Origin of the sequence: Shewanella profunda, assembly GCF_023283765.1 — a bacterium.
GTDB classification, from domain to species: domain Bacteria; phylum Pseudomonadota; class Gammaproteobacteria; order Enterobacterales; family Shewanellaceae; genus Shewanella; species Shewanella profunda.
Genome location: NZ_JAKILG010000005.1, coordinates 67845 through 84150, shown reverse-complemented (window position 1 = coordinate 84150; position 16306 = coordinate 67845). Strand labels below are relative to the sequence as shown.

The following is a 16306-nucleotide window of genomic DNA, read 5'->3' as shown; positions in this document are numbered from 1 at the left end:
GGTTTATTCTATCGGGCATAAAATAAGATGCACCATGTGTCATTAATAGCCCTCACGTGAATAAACTAGTAGGAATCATTATGCGGATCAGTGCCAATTTTGATGGTGGAAATATCCAAGTCGTCAATCTTGATAACAAAGATGATATTCAACTTGCGATCCGCCCAGATGCGGGTGGCGAGTTTTATCAGTGGTTTAATTTTCGATTTGAAGGTGATATTGGCAATCAATACACCTTAAATATTATCAATGCTGGGACTGCTTCTTATCCAAAAGGTTGGGAAAATTATCAAGCTGTTGCGAGTTATGATCGCCAGCACTGGTTCCGTGTGCCTACAGAGTATCAAGATGGCACATTGAGTATTCAACTCGAGTTAGATTGCGATGCCATTCAACTTGCCTATTTTGCACCCTATAGTTACGAGCGCCACTTAGATTTACTGAGCAATGCTCAATTACACCCTGATGTGAATTTAGAACATTTAGGCTTAACCTTAGATGGCCGTGATATCACTCTTGTGAAAGTGGGTAATGGCCATCCTTCCAAGCGTAATATTTGGATTACAGCCAGGCAGCATCCCGGCGAAACCATGGCAGAATGGCTAGTTGAAGGCTTAATTAATCGTTTACTTGATAATGACTGCCCAACAGCAAAATCTCTACTTGATAAAGCAAACTTTTACATTGTGCCCAATATGAATCCCGATGGTAGTGTAAGAGGGCATCTTCGCACAAACGCAATAGGTGTTAATCTTAACCGTGAATGGCAAAGCCCAAGCTTAGATAAGAGCCCTGAGGTTTATCATGTTGTAAATAAGATGAAGCAAATCGGCGTCGACTTATTTTACGATGTACATGGTGATGAAGGTTTACCCTACGTGTTTCTTGCTGGTTGTGAAGGCGTACCTGCATATAACGACAGATTGGCACAATTGCAGGCGGATTTTAGTCAAGCATTGACCTTAGCCAGTGCTGATTTTCAAACTCAGTTTGGTTATGCCAAAGATGAACCGGATCAGGCTAACTTAACGGTCGCATCAAATTGGGTCGCGCAAACCTTTGAATGTTTATCCAATACACTTGAAATGCCATTTAAAGACAATAATAACTTACCAGATCCTTTTGTGGGTTGGTCGCCAGAGCGTAGCATTTATCTAGGTGATGCCTCGTTAATCGCCATGCTGGCTGTTGTTGATAAGTTGAGATAAATGAGGCGAATATGGCATTAATTGAATGTCCTGTATGTCGTAAACGTATGTCGAGTAAAGCGAGTGCTTGTCCCCATTGCCAAGCAAAAACCAATGGAGATAATGAGTCTTTATCGCGGATTAGCCATATTCAGAAATCCAGCAGTTTAATGAACCAGAGCTTTATTGCGATGACATTATTTATTGCTGGAGTTGTGATCTGGTTTTGGGGTGGTGAGCCTGCGGAAGGTTTGCGCGCAAACATCGCCGGTATCTGTTTTGTATTCGGTTTTGTAGGCTACCTCGTTACTCGAATAAGAATCGTGTTACATAAGCGGAAAAGTGTATGACTGACATTAATCAAGTGATTGAGCAAATGCCCGTAGAAGTCTACGAAAGATTGCGTAGCGCAGCTGAGTTAGGCAAGTGGGAAGATGGTACGGTATTGAGTGACGCTCAGCGGGAATCAACACTGCAAGTCGTTATGCTTTATCAAGCTCGTAAGCTTGATCAGACCGAGCATTTCACTATTGCAGCCAACGGCAAAATTAACGAATTGTCTAAAGCGGAACTGAAAAAACAGTTTCGCGGCGAGTCGATTGCCGAGTTTAAGGTCCAGGAACTATAGTCTTACGGCTAAAAGCCACTGTAAATTGTGGCTTTTAGCATCCATTCCATCGCTACAGTGGATCCCATGTATATAGTGTGATCTAACCGTGATAAATGTTATTACTCCAGTAATTTATCCGTAGTGATTAGAAATGGTTAATCCAATCGTACTTTTTTTCATAAATCACTATTTAGTACAAGAATAGTGCAAGAATTTCTAAAAGATGCTACCTAAGGAGCTATTACCCTCCTTAAGACAGTGATATAAATAAGCCAAAATTTCCCCTACACGCGAACATTTAGGACAATAGTCATGATTTTCTCTCAAGTAGTACTCGCACCTGCAGATCCTATCCTTGGTTTAACGGATACCTTTAAGGCTGATCCCCGTCAGAATAAAGTCAACCTTGGTGTTGGCATTTACAAGGATGAAGCTGGACAGACTCCTGTATTAGCGTCTGTTAAAAAGGCCGAGACATTACTGCTTGAACAGGAAAAGACAAAAAACTATTTAGGAATTGAAGGTGTTCTAGCCTATAACCGTGTTGTACAGGAATTGCTGTTTGGAGAAGCGAGTGAATTAGTCACCTCTGGCCGTGCCGTTACAGCACAGGCTCCAGGAGGTACTGGTGCATTGCGTATAGCCGCGGAGTTCTTACTGCGTAATACCCCATCACGCACTGTGTGGGTGAGTAACCCTACCTGGGCTAATCATCAAAACATTTTCGAAACGGCGGGTTTGACCGTTAAAGAATACGGTTACTACAACGCGAACGCTCACGATATTGATTTTGATGCCATGATGACGGATCTATCTACTGCAAACGCAGGCGATATCATTCTACTACACGGTTGCTGTCATAATCCGACGGGTATTGATTTAACCTTGGCTCAGTGGGACTTAGTTGCACAATTATGTGCCGATAAGAAACTGGTTCCCTTGTTCGACTTTGCATACCAAGGTTTTGGTGTAGGTATAGAAGAAGATGCGGCAGGCTTACGTTTAGTGGCATCTAAAGTGCCTGAATTGCTGATTGCTAATTCGTTTTCTAAAAACTTTGGTTTGTATAACGAACGTATTGGCGCTGTGACAGTGGTTGCCGAAGATGCCGATGCGGCTGTGCGCGCGTTCAGTCAAGTTAAACGTACTATTCGTGCAAATTACTCTAACCCTCCTGCACACGGTGCCTTGATTGTAAGCACAATTTTAGGCGATGCTTCCTTAAAAGCACAGTGGGTACAAGAAGTCACTGAAATGCGTGAACGTATTGCGAAAATGCGCACGCTGTTTGTTGATAGTTTAAAGGCCGAAGGTGTGACGCAAGACTTTAGCTTTATTTCCCGCCAAAGCGGTATGTTTAGTTTCTCCGGTTTAAATAAAGCACAAGTTGCACGACTCAAAGATGAATTTGGTGTGTATATTGTTGGATCTGGTCGTATCAGTGTTGCCGGGATGACAGAAACAAATATGCCTGTGATTTGCAAGGCAATTGCTCAAGTTATAAATTAGGCATAAACGTTTAAGTGATAGTGATAAAAACAAGGACAGCAACTGCTGTCCTTGTTACTTTGTGATTGATAAAGAGGTTAGGGGTTGTAAGTTCAGAGCAGATTTTATCCGCAGTAATGCACTAAGAGCATCCCTTAGGCCTGCATGATCGTGAAGATTTGGATTGTGTTTATTTTTCAATGGGAAGTGATTAATAAACGAACCTAAGCGTACTTGGTCACCGTGGCGTAGCACTTTATTTATAATTGGTCGACCAATAATCTGATGGCACCAAGAGATCCGTTGTTCAAGGCTAAATTGCCCTGCGGGAGATAACTCTTGATAAAGATTATCGATAAAGATCACCTGCGCTTTACTTGCGGCCAAACTTTTAGCGAAACGTGGTAGTAGGAGCGGTGGCATTATGCTGGTTAAAAAACTGCCTGGCCCTATGATAATCAAATCGGCATTAAGTACTGCCTGACAGGCTTCAAACGTTGCATCAACCTGGGGTTCAAGACACAACGCGATAGGTGCCTCCATCATACTATCTACATTAGTTTCGCCAAAAACCTTACTACCGCAGGCTTGGATAGCGACTAAGTGTGTCGGTTGTTCGGACATAGGGATGAGTTGAGTTTCAATGTTCAATAAGCTACGAATAAGATTGACGGCTTCAAGCGGTCGAACACAGAGTTGATCGAGTGCCAGCAGAATAAGATTGCCTAAGTTATGGCCGCTCAGCTCAGTTTCACCTTGAAAGCGATATTCAAATAATTGTGAACCAAGGGAAGGGCGATTGGCAAGATGGGAGAGGCAATTGCGAAGGTCACCCCATGCAATACAATTTTGTTCTGCTCTGAGTCGGCCTGTTGATCCCCCATTATCTGTGGTTGCGACAATACCCGTAAGGCGCTTACCTAGAAAATCGAGTGAGGAGAGTACTCTGCCCAAACCATGGCCTCCGCCGATGGCAACGACATGATTAAATTGATTTAAGATCTGATGTTGCATATGGGTTGTTCCTTCCTGAATACCCGAATAAATCCTGTTCTGTCATTGGGTTACTCCCATTTCACAGTAAGTTAATACTAAGGTGAGGGAGAGGCTATTACTCAAGTACGACCTTGAGGCCAATGGGGAACCTTAGTATAAAAGCTCAGTCAAAAGCATGCACTAAAAATATAGAAAAATGCTAAATGGTTACATCTGATGTCAACATTATGTTGCCATATAAGGTAGCTAAGAGAGCAAATTTTATTTAATTCCATATATGACATATAATCTGGCGTTTATTTTACCATTACAGGTAGCGATCTCGAAGGTGACTTATTGAAAACAGGTAGAGTTGGTTCATTTACATTGGCGTTGGCCATAGTGATATTAGCGATATTTTCGTTAAGGGTTATGCTCATTCCTGCGGTGAATAAACCAGAGTCGATTACCCGTCAATTGGAAAGCGCTGTTATTCCTGTTACTCAAGTGCCTGACTTTTCTGGGATAAATGATATAACGGAAAAGAAGAGAGCTTTTTTCGACTTCTTACGCCCCATTATTCAACAGCAAAATGCCATAATCGAAGAGGAGCGAGATTTTATCAGTGATGCATTAACTGAACTTGAGAATGGCAAGACTCTTCCACCACAACAGCTAGCCCAATTAAATACGCTGTTTGATAAGTATCAATATGCAGCACGCAATATTGATGTTAAGTCATTAAATAGTTTATTAAAACGTGTAGATATTGTTCCAGAATCCATGGTGCTTATCCAAGCCGCCAATGAATCAGGGTGGGGAAGTTCACGTTTTGCCCGGGAAGGATTTAACTTTTTTGGGGAATGGTGTTTTTCAACAGGCTGCGGCATAGTTCCATCTTCACGTGGTTCAGGAAAAATACATGAGGTAAAAGTATTTCCATCCGTTGATGCCTCTGTATCATCCTATATGCGTAATTTAAATTCAAATCCTGCTTATGCTTTATTTCGCTCAATCCGCGCAGATTTACGTTCACAGGAACTAGAGCCTACAGCAGATCAACTCATCTACGGATTAGTGAATTATTCTGAAAGGCAAGAAGCTTATATCGATGAGTTACTCGATATGTTACGTCATAATGAAAAATTTTTGGTAAATGCTGATGTTTAAAAAATGCTTGTTTATTGGGCTATGCTTTTGGGCGGGCACTGCAAGTGCTGAAACAATATCCCTTGAATATAAAGGGTTTTATGACAGATTAAAGCAAGTGGCTAAAGGTAACTTTCAGTTGGTTGAAATAGCATTTAGTGTACCTATGCAGCAAAATTGCCTCATTCAAAGTGGTACGATTTCCAGTGAAAAAAGCTCAACACCTTTAACTTACACTAAACAGCAGCGGCTATTTATTCCCTTAGATGATGATTTAAAAGATCAACGTGCTTTGGTTAACTTGGTCTTTGCTGGCTCAGCTCAAGAGTGTGGTATTACCATGCAGGTTAGGGCTAAACAGGCATTAACTGAATATGATAATGCGCGTTTACAGCAAATTACCACTGAAATGGACCGTTTGCTTGGGGCAATGCAAGGTTTTCCTATGCGTTATTTTAAGGAACCAATAGCAGGACTAAACTTTGAATTTGCATCAGAACAGGAAGTTTATGCAGTGCTTGATGGCCGAGAGCAAACGATAAAAGGTAGTTTTAAACTGACAACATCCGAGTTAGAAAAGCTCAGTCTATTAAGGTTTAGCCAGCAGCCAAACGTTGTCAGTCCTTGGGTAAAATAACGTTATTTTTACGAAAACCACTGCCAAAAAGCCCACGTCATGTGGGCTTTTTGATGTAAAGCGCTAGCCATTTTAGTGTTATATGGTGTTAAGCTTCGTAAAAACTAACGATATCAATACGTTGCGTTGCATCTAAATCGATATGACCACTGTTGGCGATATCCAGAAAATCGAAGGCGGGTAAATCAGCCTCGGCAACATCGCCCTTCATTGGAGCGTTTGGATTGCGCTCTAAGGAAATAAAATCAAACAGCTCTCGGTCAACTCCCTGTGATGGCGCGGTGTTTTGCATAGCGGTAAAAATGGTTTCAATACGGCCTGGATATTGTCGATCCCATTGGTTAAGCATGTCTTTAACTGCGGCACGCTTTAAGTTTTCCTGCGAACCACACAGATTGCAGGGGATGATTGGAAACTGTTTGAGCTGTGCATATTCCTCTATGTCTTTCTCGCGACAATAGGCTAGGGGGCGGATCACAATATTGGCGCCATCATCAGAAAGTAATTTGGGTGGCATAGCTTTCATTTTGCCGCCAAAGAACATATTTAGGAACAGGGTTTCAATAATGTCATCTCTGTGGTGACCAAGAGCGATTTTTGTCGCACCAATACGTTGTGCAAAGCCGTAAAGCGTACCACGGCGTAGGCGAGAGCACAGTGAGCAGGTGGTTTTACCTTCAGGGATCTTATCCTTCACGATAGAGTAAGTGTCTTTTTCGAGGATATGATAAGGCACATTGAGTTTATCGAGGTAAGCAGGCAGGATATCCTCTGGGAAGCCAGGTTGCTTTTGGTCTAAATTGACCGCAATAATTTCAAACTGAATAGGCGCGCGTTGCTGTAGATTCATCAGAATATCGAGCATAGCATAGCTATCTTTGCCGCCACTGAGGCAGCACATCACACGGTCGCCATCCTCAATCATATTGTAATCAGCGATGGCGCTGCCTACTTCACGACGCAGACGCTTTTGTAATTTATTAAGACGGGTGGTGTGTTTTTTCGATAATTCTTCAGACATAGCTTCCAACATAAAAAAGCGCCCAGTAACTGAGTTTCAGGGCGCGTATTATTCCAGCTATCTAATGCGGGGTAAAGAGCCGTGTTGCTTAGGCCTCTTCTAATGGTGATTTATAACCGTCTGGTTTAATAGCGAGTAAATCGCAATTGATGCTATCGATAACATGTTCGGCGGTATTACCAATTAGTGCCGCCGAAAAACCAGTGCGACCTACTGTCCCTAAGATAACTAACTCGGCATCTAACTGAGCCGCAAGATCAGGGATGACATCCTCCGGTAGCCCTTCCTTTACATGGCAGTGGTTGGTGTCGATACCATAGGCACTAGCGAGATAATTGACGCGATCTTCGTGTTGAATGCGGATGGTATTGTTATAGGTCTGTGCATCAAAGTCTGGTAACTCAATGGCTAAATTGACGGGCGTGCCTGGATAACCATTAACTAAATGCACCTCTGCAGCAAACTTAAGCGCAAGATCCTTTGCATGTTCAATAATTTTGCCATTGAGCATTTGATGATCGGTATCTTCAGTTGCCACATTCACAGCACAAAGAATTTTGCCTGCAGCGGGCCAGTCATGTTCTTTAACCATGAGCACAGGAACCGGTGCTTTACGCATTAAATGCCAATCTGTTGGTGTAAAAATAACGGCTTTGAGTTTGTCATGGGCATGGGTCCCCTTAACAATCAAATCGTACTGGCCAGCTATGGCATGGTTAATAATGCTTTCGAAGGGACGATTGTGCCAGATAACTTGGGTATCAATACTGAGCTGTAAATGACTGTATGCGGCAAGTAGATCTTGGATCCACGCCAAGCGTTGATCGATAACCCCTTGACGCATAGCCTCACGTTCTTGACTCGATAAAATCGATGTCATTTCGTAGGAGAAATCAAAAATAGATAGAAACACAGTCACATGGGCGTTACTTTTACTGGCTAAGGTCACCGCGCGGGCGAGAGCAACTTGATTTTCGGTAGTCGGGTCTACTACAACCAGTATTTTTTGATAATCCTTCATAACATGTTCCTTTAGTCATAGGCTCAAATTAATCATGAGCCTTTGGCAGTTAGCTGTATTGTTCTAGATCAAAACTCATTTAAAAAACAGCGTCTAAGCAATAAATACCACACTTAGATTGATACTATCGAGTAGCAGTATATGACAATCTTGCCATTCACAGGCTATCAACTTCTATTCTTGCGATTAATTAACTATCTCGCGATGCGGGAGTTTCCGGCTAATAGATTTAGTTCTTGATGATCAACAATAGTGATGTATTTTCCTTTAACTTCAATTAATCCCGATTTTTGAAAACGGCCTAATAAACGGCTAATCGTTTCGACGGTTAAACCAAGGTAGTTACCAATATCACCTCGTGTCATAGTGAGACGGAATTCTTTCGGTGAAAATCCGCGATTACCAAAGCGATTAGCTAAATTACTGATAAAAGCGGCGAGGCGCTCTTCGGCATTCTTTTTGCTGAGTAGGAGGATCATTTCTTGATCGCTCATGATCTCATTACTCATTAACCGCATAATTTGTTGACGTAATTTAGGCATAGTGCCGGAAAGTTCATCAAGGATATTAAATGGGATTTCACAAACCATTGATGTTTCTAAGGCTTGTGCAAAACTTTGGTGTAATTGAGCGTGGATCCCGTCAAAACCAATCACATCACCGGCTAAGTGAAAACCTGTGATTTGCTCATCCCCTTGTTCGGTAATGGTGTAGCTTTTTATGGTACCAGAGCGGATGGCAAAGAGAGATTTTAAGGGATCTCCCGATTTAAATATTTGCTCGCCTTTTTGAATGGGTTTTTTACGCTCAATAATATCATCAAGTTGATCAAGTTCATCTGCGTTGAGGGTAAAAGGAATACAAAGGGTTCCCATACTGCAATCGTGACAATGGATTGCGCACCCGCTGGCAGCAGGACGACGATTTTTATTTTGTTCTATTGTCATGTCAGTTCTCAAGTTTATCCACTAGAGCCATGTTAAACCAATTCACTCACTTGGGCTAGTTTAGCTGCGACAGTGCGATATATAAAGTTTGGCCACCAAAGGCAATTAAAAGTAAACCACTCAATAGTCTAACAGTTTTTTGCTGTACCCAATTAGCAAGGCGTTTTGCGGCTATCCCAGCGCTGAGCAAAGCAGGTAACGTACCTAAACCAAAGGCAAACATAATCAAGGCGCCTTGGCTAGGCGATCCTGAAGCGACTGACCAAGTTAGCGTACTGTAGACTAGTCCACAAGGAAGCCATCCCCAAATCAACCCAGCGATAGCAGCTTGAGTTGGTGTTCGGATAGGGATTAGACGCTGGGCAATCGGTTTTAAAAATTGCCAAAACCACTGCCCGAACCGCTCAATTTGTACTATCCCCACCCAAATTTTAGCGATATATAAGCCTGTTGCTATCATCATCAAGCCGGCAAGGATACGTAACACTAGTAAGTAGATATCTAACTCAAACAGATGCCCGAGTGCTGCGGATGACGCACCAACGAATGCCCCCGCAAGGGTATAACTAAAAATGCGTCCTAGGTTATAACTCAATAGATAGGTAAGTTGATGGGCGAGTTGATTACCCGCCTTATTGATGGGTAATTGGGAAGAAAAAGCGCCAACAAGCCCACCACACATACCAAAACAATGGGCAGCTCCCATCAGTCCGACAAGAAACGCTCCTGTCACATTGTACTCAATCACAAGGGGAGGCCTTTATCTTCTGACTCAACCTTCTGCGTTGATATCATGCCGCTTTGACTTGGCTTACGAGTATCTTCGTCAAATAGAATTGAGACACTTTGGCGGTCTAAATCGTCAAACTGTTCTGATTTTACCGCCCAAAAAAATACCATTACGGCGATGGCGACAAAGATCATGGCAATGGGGATAAGCACATAAATAATTTCCATAATGACCTCTTACTATTCTGGTTAAACTTTCTATTATGATCACACTTTTATGCGCAATAGTCTCAGGCTGTTACCGACTACAATCAAAGAACTCGCAGACATGCCAATAGCTGCAATATAAGGTGCTACATGACCTGTAACCGCTAACGGTAGGATTAGGGCATTATAACCCAGAGCCCAAGCGAGATTCTGTTTAATGATTTGAGTCGTCAGTTTAGCGACAGATACAGCTTGGGTGAAGCGAGAAAGATGATCCCCAAGCAAAATTAAATCTGCACTGTTTTTAGCGATTGCACTGCCACTGCCCATCGCAACGGATAAATCTGCCCCAGCTAGCACTGGGGCATCGTTAATTCCATCCCCAAACATAGCCACAGTCGATGTTTTTTGTAGTTCAGTTACTAAGGCAAGCTTATCTGCTGGGGTTAACCCGCTGTGAACGTCTTCAATACCTAATTCTTTTGCCAACTGATGCACATGGCCCGAATTATCACCGCTGGCAATACTAACGCGACAACCCTGTCGCATTAGCTGTTGAACGGTCGCTTTACTGTCCACGCGGATATTGTCTTTAATTTCAAAACTGGCAATTAACTCATACTTTCCATCGTTCAATCGTGCAAGCCAAATTTGTTGTATTGGAATAGTGCTATCGATATGAGTGCCAGTAAACATAGCGTTGCCGATACGATATTCAATACCATCAATCATACCTTGTATACCAAACCCCACCTTGTGGTGCACTTGTTCGGCAACAAGGTTTTGCTCTGCAAATACGGCAAACGCTGCCGCGATCGGGTGACGAGAGCCAGCCTCGAGTGCGGCGGCGATGGCAAGAACGCTGTTTTGATCACTATCTGCAAGACATTCAACTCGACCGATAGATAAAGTACCGCAGGTGAGGGTACCGGTTTTATCAAAGACAACATGTTCTATCAACGGGAGTTTTTCAAATACACCGGCTTTTCGGGTAATGATCCCAAGACGGGTAAAAATAGCGGTTGCACAGGTGACCGCCGTCGGTGTTGCCAGCGCCAAAGCACAAGGGCAAGTGGCGACTAGCACAGATAGCGTGATCCAGAAAGCATCATCTGGGGAGATCTGATGCCAAACTAAGTAGGTAATAGTGGCTATTGAGAGGATGGTGCCCGAGAAATAGCGGGATAATTTATCAGCAAGTAATGCAACCGCAGGTTTAGTATTAGAAGCCAGTTCCTGCAGGCGGATGATCTCAGCGACCAACTGATCTTGCCCAAGTGCAGTGACCTTTACTTTTATGGGCTGATCTATGTTAATGGTTCCCGCATAAACTTGATTATCAAGCTGTTTTTCAATAGGCATTTGCTCGCCAGTGAGCATAGCTTCATTGATACTTGTATGGCCGTCGATCACCACACCATCTGCGGCAACCATTTCACCGGGTTTAACGAGAATAACATCCCCTAAACGCAATTTTTTCGCGGGGATCTGCTCTTGATCATTTTCAGTCACTAAATGGGCCGTCAGCGGTACAAGCTTATGCAAATTACTCGAGCTAACCGAAGCCTTTTGTCTGGCTTGTTGCTCAAAATAGCGTCCCAATAACAAAAAGAAGGTAAACATAGATACGGATTCAAAATATACTTCTCCCGTCCCATTGATGGTTGCGAAACAGCTCGCTATGTAAGCTCCACCTATTGCTATGGAGACAGACACATCCATATTCAGTTTGCCACTAAGTAGGGTGCGAATGGCGCTAAAATAGAAAGGCTGAGCAGAATAGAGCACGACTGGTGTAGCAAAAATCATACTAACCCAGCGGAAATAATCGCGATATTGCACATCTAAATCAGTGAAATAACCTGTATACAGGGCGAGGGCAAACATCATTACCTGCATTGTAGCAAAGCCGGCTAACCCTAGGCGCAGTAAGAATTTACGGCTATTTTGTTTGCTGCTGCGTTCTTGCTCATCGACTTGATAGGGCGCGGCTTGATAACCAATATGGCTAATTTGTCCCAAAATATCGCTGAGTTTAGCGGAGCGTTTATCCCAACTGATCATTGCTCTTTGAGTCGTCGAATTGACTAACACTTGTGTTACACCAGAGAGTTGTTTGACTTTGTGTTCAATTAACCAAGCACAGGCAGCGCAGGTAATGCCATCAATTGAGAGCGATACAGATTCAATATCATCTTCAGAATGCACAAAATCTTGCTGTACTTCGGGTAAATCGTAGGCACTAAATTGGTTTAATAGATCAGGAACGAGGGCAGTTTGTTTATTTCCAGGTTCAGTTCGGAACTTGTAGTAGCTGAGTAATCCAGCATCAACAATCGCTTGTGAAACCGCCTGACAGCCGGGACAACACATTGGCTCATCACGATCATTTATGCGGGTAACAAACTGTTGGCCCGTGAGTACGGGCTCTTGGCAGTGAAAACAACTTAGATGTGTCATAGCAATTCTTATTCAACCACAACTAATTCAACCACAACTGAATATCATTTTTTAATTCAACACGTTGGTGAATACGCCACTTACCATCATAACTTTCTAGGCGCACTTCCCAAGGGCCTGTGAGTGTGGCGGGAATGCTAATGCGATACACATTACTGGCGTCGGCCGTTGCAGTGAGTTTCATATCTCTGTCGGCAATCGTTGGATGATAGAATTCGACTTTCAAGGCGGCTTGATAAGCCGGGCCACCTTGTTGTGCCAACAAAATCTCATTATTGGCTTGTTCGAGTGAGAAATTCATGCCTATTTGCTTGGCATATTTCACTTTACTCAAATCCATGTTAATAGCTTTGCCGTCTTTATAATAATCTTCGGCAACGAGTGAGTCTGAGTTGGAAAGGGCAATTTTTAGCGTGGTAAAACTTGCAACGACAGCACATAAAGGAAGAATAATTAAAAACCAAGGCCAGAATTGTTTATACCAAGCTTGTTGTTCATTCATGTTAATACCCATTCTAAAAATTTGTGCCATTTTACCGTTAAAAGGCAGGTTTAGCACTTTAAAAAAAAGGCCTCGATATACTCGAGGCCTTAGTATCACTTATATCTAATTACTTGTTTGATAAGCTATAAACATAAGCTGTGATCACGTGAACTTTCTCTTCTCCGAGAACGTCTTTCCACGCAGGCATGACGCCTGAACGACCATGCTTGATACTTTCTTCAATCACGCCACGGCTACCGCCATATAACCAAATATCATCGGTTAGATTAGGTGCGCCCATGAATTTATTGCCTTTTGCATCCATACCATGACACGCAAAGCAACCTTTCATGAATGAACCTTGCCCTTGAGCTGCAAGGGTAGCATCGTGTTCGCGACCAGATAGTTTAGCAACGTATTCGGCTAAGCCCGCAATCTCGCTATCGTCGATTGGCAAACCGCCTTTGGGTGGCATCATGCCATGACGGCCACTCATAATCGTTGTTTTGATCGTTGCTAAATCACCACCGTACAGCCAATCGCCATCAGTAAGGTTAGGGAATCCTTTGCTACCACGGGCATCACTACCATGGCATTGTGCACAGTTTTGTAAAAACAAACGACCGCCAACTTTCAATGCTTCTTGGTTTTTAACTAGTTCTTCTAGTGGTGTTGCCAAATAAGCAGCAAAAATAGGACCATATTTATCATCCGCTTGCTTTACTTCTTGATCATACTGTACCCAACGGCCCTCTTTGACAGCGAGTTCAACCGCAGCGGCAGAGTCGGCTTTTATGCCCTTTTCAGTACCAATACTCAGGTTTGCACTAGTCCAGCCTAAAAGGCCTTTGTAATTACCTAAGCCAGGATATAAGGCAAGGTAAATTAACCCAAATACGATAGTGATATAGAACATGTAACTCCACCATTTTGGTAGTGGATTGTTCAACTCTTCAATACCGTCGAAGCTATGACCCATAGATTCGCCTTCTTTTACGTCAGAGGTGTTCTTAGAACACACTTTAAGTAAAATAAAACAACCTGCGATCACCACTAACGAGAGTACGGTAATCCAAATACTCCAGAAGCTACTCATCACTTATGCTCTCCTGAGTCCTTCGATTCCTTGGTGATTTCTTCGTCAGAAAACACAAGGTTAGCTGCTTCATCAAAGGATTTTTGACGACGCGAGCTATATGCCCAAGCAAATATACCGACGAAGGTCAGCATCACAATGATCGTTAAAATGCCTTGCAATGTGCCGTAATCCATATTTGCCTCCTTATTTGAGTGCGTGACCCAAAGACTGAAGATATGCAATCAAGGCTTCCATTTCTGTCTTACCTTCAACAGCCTTTTGTGCCCCTGCAATTTCTTCATCGGTATAAAGATCATTACCTTTGTAACCGCCTTTATGCATGTTACGAAGAATAGTCATCTTGTCGCCTGTCAGTTTGCCGTCTAACTTATTTTCGGCTAACCAAGGAAAGGCGGGCATATTCGATTGAGGAACTACAGCACGTGGATCGATTAAGTGAACTTCATGCCATTTATCACTATAACGACCACCCACACGAGCAAGATCAGGACCTGTCCGCTTAGAACCCCATTGGAAAGGATGATCCCATACCGACTCACCTGCGACAGAGTAGTGGCCATAACGCTCAGTCTCTGCGCGTAAAGGACGGATCATTTGGCTGTGGCAGTTGTAGCAACCTTCACGAACATAAATGTCACGGCCTTCAATTTGCAGGGCAGTGTAGGGTTTTAATCCTTCAACAGGCTCAGTCGTGTCTTTTTGGAAAATCAGCGGAGTAATTTCAACAAGACTACCAAAGCTGATAGCGATAACGGTAAAAATCGCTAACAAACCGATGTTTTTTTCAACTATCTCATGATTAAATTTCATCAGTTTGCTCCTTAAGCCGCCGTCGGTTCAGCCAGTGCTGGCAACGAATCTTTTGAGGCTTTCACAGTACGAACAACGTTATATGCCATGATGAGCATACCGGTTAAGAAGAAACAACCACCGATGAAACGTACGAAGTAGAAAGGATATGAAGCTTCAAGACTTTCAACAAAGCTGTAAGTCAAAGTTCCATCAGCGTTAACTGCACGCCACATTAGACCTTGCATCACACCTGAAATCCACATAGACACGATGTAAAGCACAGTACCAATTGTCGCTAACCAGAAATGGACGTTAATAAGTTTGATGCTATACATACGGCCATGACCGAATAATACAGGGATCAAATGATACAACGAGCCAATAGAGACCATTGCAACCCAGCCTAGCGCGCCGGAGTGAACGTGTCCTACAGTCCAATCTGTGTAGTGAGATAAAGCGTTAACCGTTTTGATCGCCATCATCGGGCCTTCGAAGGTAGACATACCGTAGAAAGACAGAGAAACAACGAGGAAACGCAATATTGGGTCAGTACGCAGTTTATGCCAAGCACCTGATAGGGTCATGATACCGTTGATCATACCGCCCCAAGAAGGTGCGAATAGGATCAGTGACATCACCATACCTAAAGACTGAGTCCAGTCTGGCAAAGCAGTGTAATGTAAGTGGTGAGGGCCAGCCCAAATGTACAATGCAATCAAAGCCCAGAAGTGAACAATTGAAAGGCGATAGGAATATACTGGACGACCTGCTTGCTTAGGTACGAAATAGTACATCATCCCTAAGAAGCCTGCTGTTAATAGGAAGCCTACCGCGTTATGGCCATACCACCATTGCACCATAGCGTCGACTGCTCCGCTATACATAGAGTACGACTTGAATAGACTCACAGGTACTGCCATAGAGTTAACTATGTGGAGTACTGCTACGGTAATAATGAAGGCGCCAAAGAACCAGTTCGCAACATAGATATGCGAGGTAGTACGTTTGACGATAGTGCCAAAAAACACTATGGCATAGGAAACCCACACAATAGTGATAGCGATATCAATTGGCCATTCCAATTCAGCATATTCTTTGCCTTGGGTAAAGCCCATAGGTAAAGAAATGGCTGCTGACAGAATGATGGCTTGCCATCCCCAAAACGTAAATGCAGCTAATTTAGGTGCAAATAGTCGGGTTTGACAGGTGCGTTGTACGACATAATAGGATGTTGCAAAGAGGGCTGATGTACCGAACGCGAAGATCACCGCATTGGTATGTAATGGTCGCAAGCGACTGTACGTTAACCAAGGTGTGTCAAAGTTCAGCTGAGGCCAGATTAACTGAGCCGCAATTAATACACCGACTGTCATACCAACAATACCCCACAAAACTGTGGTTAAGGCAAATTGGCGAACAATGGTGTAATTGTAATCAGCGCCTGTTGGCTGGGAATGGTTCATCATAATGCTTCCACTGCTTATTACTTTTACTTTTAGT

General features: G+C 43.1%; 18 protein-coding genes. 6 read left to right on the top strand and 12 right to left on the bottom strand.

Annotated features, from left to right (window positions below; translation table 11 throughout):
- The first annotated feature begins 80 nt into the window (after nucleotides 1-80).
- The 4 genes from L2744_RS04435 (at nucleotide 81) to L2744_RS04420 (ending at nucleotide 3306) form a co-directional block, all read left to right on the top strand.
- Entirely contained in the window at nucleotides 81-1208 is a 1128-nt protein-coding gene (locus L2744_RS04435; RefSeq protein ID WP_248990784.1) for a M14 family metallopeptidase, read from the top strand.
- A gap of 11 nt (nucleotides 1209-1219) precedes the next feature.
- Nucleotides 1220-1537 carry a zinc ribbon domain-containing protein gene (locus tag L2744_RS04430; protein ID WP_248990783.1) on the top strand — a complete coding sequence of 106 codons (318 nt, stop codon included), beginning with the start codon at nucleotides 1220-1222 and terminating at the stop codon, nucleotides 1535-1537.
- Nucleotides 1534-1815, top strand: coding sequence for a YeaC family protein (locus L2744_RS04425; RefSeq protein WP_248990782.1), 282 nt, complete (start codon nucleotides 1534-1536; stop codon nucleotides 1813-1815). The genes L2744_RS04430 and L2744_RS04425 overlap by 4 nt, the downstream gene beginning before the upstream one ends.
- 294 nt (nucleotides 1816-2109) lie before the next feature.
- Complete coding sequence (locus L2744_RS04420) at nucleotides 2110-3306, top strand: amino acid aminotransferase (RefSeq protein ID WP_248990781.1); 1197 nt, start codon at nucleotides 2110-2112, stop codon at nucleotides 3304-3306.
- A gap of 54 nt (nucleotides 3307-3360) precedes the next feature.
- Here L2744_RS04420 and yvcK read toward each other — a convergent pair whose 3' ends face one another.
- Nucleotides 3361-4299, bottom strand: a complete 939-nt coding sequence (gene yvcK / locus L2744_RS04415) for a uridine diphosphate-N-acetylglucosamine-binding protein YvcK (RefSeq protein ID WP_248990780.1) — start codon at nucleotides 4297-4299, stop codon at nucleotides 3361-3363.
- Nucleotides 4300-4617: 318 nt separating this feature from the next.
- On the opposite strand from yvcK, the gene L2744_RS04410 reads away from it, so the two are divergent.
- Nucleotides 4618-5430 (top strand): glucosaminidase domain-containing protein, encoded by an 813-nt coding sequence (locus L2744_RS04410; RefSeq protein ID WP_248990779.1) that lies wholly within the window; start codon nucleotides 4618-4620, stop codon nucleotides 5428-5430.
- The gene (locus tag L2744_RS04405; protein WP_248990778.1) at nucleotides 5423-6046 is read left to right on the top strand and encodes a DUF2987 domain-containing protein; all 624 of its coding nucleotides are present in this window, start codon (nucleotides 5423-5425) and stop codon (nucleotides 6044-6046) included. The genes L2744_RS04410 and L2744_RS04405 overlap by 8 nt, the downstream gene beginning before the upstream one ends.
- Nucleotides 6047-6134: 88 nt before the next feature.
- On the opposite strand, the gene ttcA is transcribed toward L2744_RS04405, so the two are convergent.
- The 11 genes from ttcA to ccoN form a co-directional block, all read right to left on the bottom strand.
- Nucleotides 6135-7067 carry a tRNA 2-thiocytidine(32) synthetase TtcA gene (ttcA, locus tag L2744_RS04400; RefSeq protein WP_248990777.1) on the bottom strand — a complete coding sequence of 311 codons (933 nt, stop codon included), beginning with the start codon at nucleotides 7065-7067 and terminating at the stop codon, nucleotides 6135-6137.
- Nucleotides 7068-7155: 88 nt separating this feature from the next.
- The gene (gene uspE, locus L2744_RS04395; RefSeq protein ID WP_248990776.1) at nucleotides 7156-8088 is read right to left on the bottom strand and encodes a universal stress protein UspE; all 933 of its coding nucleotides are present in this window, start codon (nucleotides 8086-8088) and stop codon (nucleotides 7156-7158) included.
- 194 nt (nucleotides 8089-8282) lie between these two features.
- On the bottom strand, nucleotides 8283-9035 hold the full coding sequence (etrA, locus tag L2744_RS04390; RefSeq protein WP_011789355.1) for an electron transport transcriptional regulator EtrA: 753 nt from the start codon (nucleotides 9033-9035) through the stop codon (nucleotides 8283-8285).
- Between the two features lie 55 nt (nucleotides 9036-9090).
- Nucleotides 9091-9783 (bottom strand): sulfite exporter TauE/SafE family protein, encoded by a 693-nt coding sequence (locus tag L2744_RS04385; protein WP_248990775.1) that lies wholly within the window; start codon nucleotides 9781-9783, stop codon nucleotides 9091-9093.
- Complete coding sequence (ccoS, locus tag L2744_RS04380; protein ID WP_248990774.1) at nucleotides 9780-9992, bottom strand: cbb3-type cytochrome oxidase assembly protein CcoS; 213 nt, start codon at nucleotides 9990-9992, stop codon at nucleotides 9780-9782. Before ccoS ends, L2744_RS04385 begins: the two co-directional genes overlap by 4 nt.
- Before the next feature lie 39 nt (nucleotides 9993-10031).
- Nucleotides 10032-12431 carry a heavy metal translocating P-type ATPase gene (locus L2744_RS04375; protein WP_248990773.1) on the bottom strand — a complete coding sequence of 800 codons (2400 nt, stop codon included), beginning with the start codon at nucleotides 12429-12431 and terminating at the stop codon, nucleotides 10032-10034.
- Between the two features lie 22 nt (nucleotides 12432-12453).
- Complete coding sequence (locus L2744_RS04370; RefSeq protein WP_248990772.1) at nucleotides 12454-12933, bottom strand: FixH family protein; 480 nt, start codon at nucleotides 12931-12933, stop codon at nucleotides 12454-12456.
- Nucleotides 12934-13042: 109 nt separating this feature from the next.
- Nucleotides 13043-14011, bottom strand: coding sequence for a cytochrome-c oxidase, cbb3-type subunit III (ccoP, locus tag L2744_RS04365; RefSeq protein ID WP_248990830.1), 969 nt, complete (start codon nucleotides 14009-14011; stop codon nucleotides 13043-13045).
- Nucleotides 14011-14187, bottom strand: coding sequence for a cbb3-type cytochrome oxidase subunit 3 (locus tag L2744_RS04360; protein WP_248990771.1), 177 nt, complete (start codon nucleotides 14185-14187; stop codon nucleotides 14011-14013). The genes ccoP and L2744_RS04360 overlap by 1 nt, the downstream gene beginning before the upstream one ends.
- A gap of 10 nt (nucleotides 14188-14197) precedes the next feature.
- The gene (ccoO, locus tag L2744_RS04355) at nucleotides 14198-14824 is read right to left on the bottom strand and encodes a cytochrome-c oxidase, cbb3-type subunit II (protein ID WP_011789348.1); all 627 of its coding nucleotides are present in this window, start codon (nucleotides 14822-14824) and stop codon (nucleotides 14198-14200) included.
- A gap of 11 nt (nucleotides 14825-14835) precedes the next feature.
- Nucleotides 14836-16272: a cytochrome-c oxidase, cbb3-type subunit I gene (ccoN, locus tag L2744_RS04350; protein WP_248990770.1), complete on the bottom strand. Its 1437-nt coding sequence runs from the start codon at nucleotides 16270-16272 to the stop codon at nucleotides 14836-14838.
- Nucleotides 16273-16306 lie beyond the last annotated feature (34 nt).

Coding starts and splice junctions, on each gene's coding strand:
- L2744_RS04370 (WP_248990772.1), bottom strand. CDS start 12,933: ATGAATGAACAACAAGCTTGGTATAAACAATTCTGGCCTTGGTTTTTA.
- L2744_RS04435 (WP_248990784.1), top strand. CDS start 81: ATGCGGATCAGTGCCAATTTTGATGGTGGAAATATCCAAGTCGTCAAT.
- ccoP (WP_248990830.1), bottom strand. CDS start 14,011: ATGAGTAGCTTCTGGAGTATTTGGATTACCGTACTCTCGTTAGTGGTG.
- L2744_RS04420 (WP_248990781.1), top strand. CDS start 2,110: ATGATTTTCTCTCAAGTAGTACTCGCACCTGCAGATCCTATCCTTGGT.
- ttcA (WP_248990777.1), bottom strand. CDS start 7,067: ATGTCTGAAGAATTATCGAAAAAACACACCACCCGTCTTAATAAATTA.
- L2744_RS04430 (WP_248990783.1), top strand. CDS start 1,220: ATGGCATTAATTGAATGTCCTGTATGTCGTAAACGTATGTCGAGTAAA.
- yvcK (WP_248990780.1), bottom strand. CDS start 4,299: ATGCAACATCAGATCTTAAATCAATTTAATCATGTCGTTGCCATCGGC.
- L2744_RS04405 (WP_248990778.1), top strand. CDS start 5,423: ATGTTTAAAAAATGCTTGTTTATTGGGCTATGCTTTTGGGCGGGCACT.
- L2744_RS04375 (WP_248990773.1), bottom strand. CDS start 12,431: ATGACACATCTAAGTTGTTTTCACTGCCAAGAGCCCGTACTCACGGGC.
- ccoS (WP_248990774.1), bottom strand. CDS start 9,992: ATGGAAATTATTTATGTGCTTATCCCCATTGCCATGATCTTTGTCGCC.
- uspE (WP_248990776.1), bottom strand. CDS start 8,088: ATGAAGGATTATCAAAAAATACTGGTTGTAGTAGACCCGACTACCGAA.
- L2744_RS04360 (WP_248990771.1), bottom strand. CDS start 14,187: ATGGATTACGGCACATTGCAAGGCATTTTAACGATCATTGTGATGCTG.
- L2744_RS04425 (WP_248990782.1), top strand. CDS start 1,534: ATGACTGACATTAATCAAGTGATTGAGCAAATGCCCGTAGAAGTCTAC.
- ccoO (WP_011789348.1), bottom strand. CDS start 14,824: ATGAAATTTAATCATGAGATAGTTGAAAAAAACATCGGTTTGTTAGCG.
- ccoN (WP_248990770.1), bottom strand. CDS start 16,272: ATGATGAACCATTCCCAGCCAACAGGCGCTGATTACAATTACACCATT.
- etrA (WP_011789355.1), bottom strand. CDS start 9,035: ATGACAATAGAACAAAATAAAAATCGTCGTCCTGCTGCCAGCGGGTGC.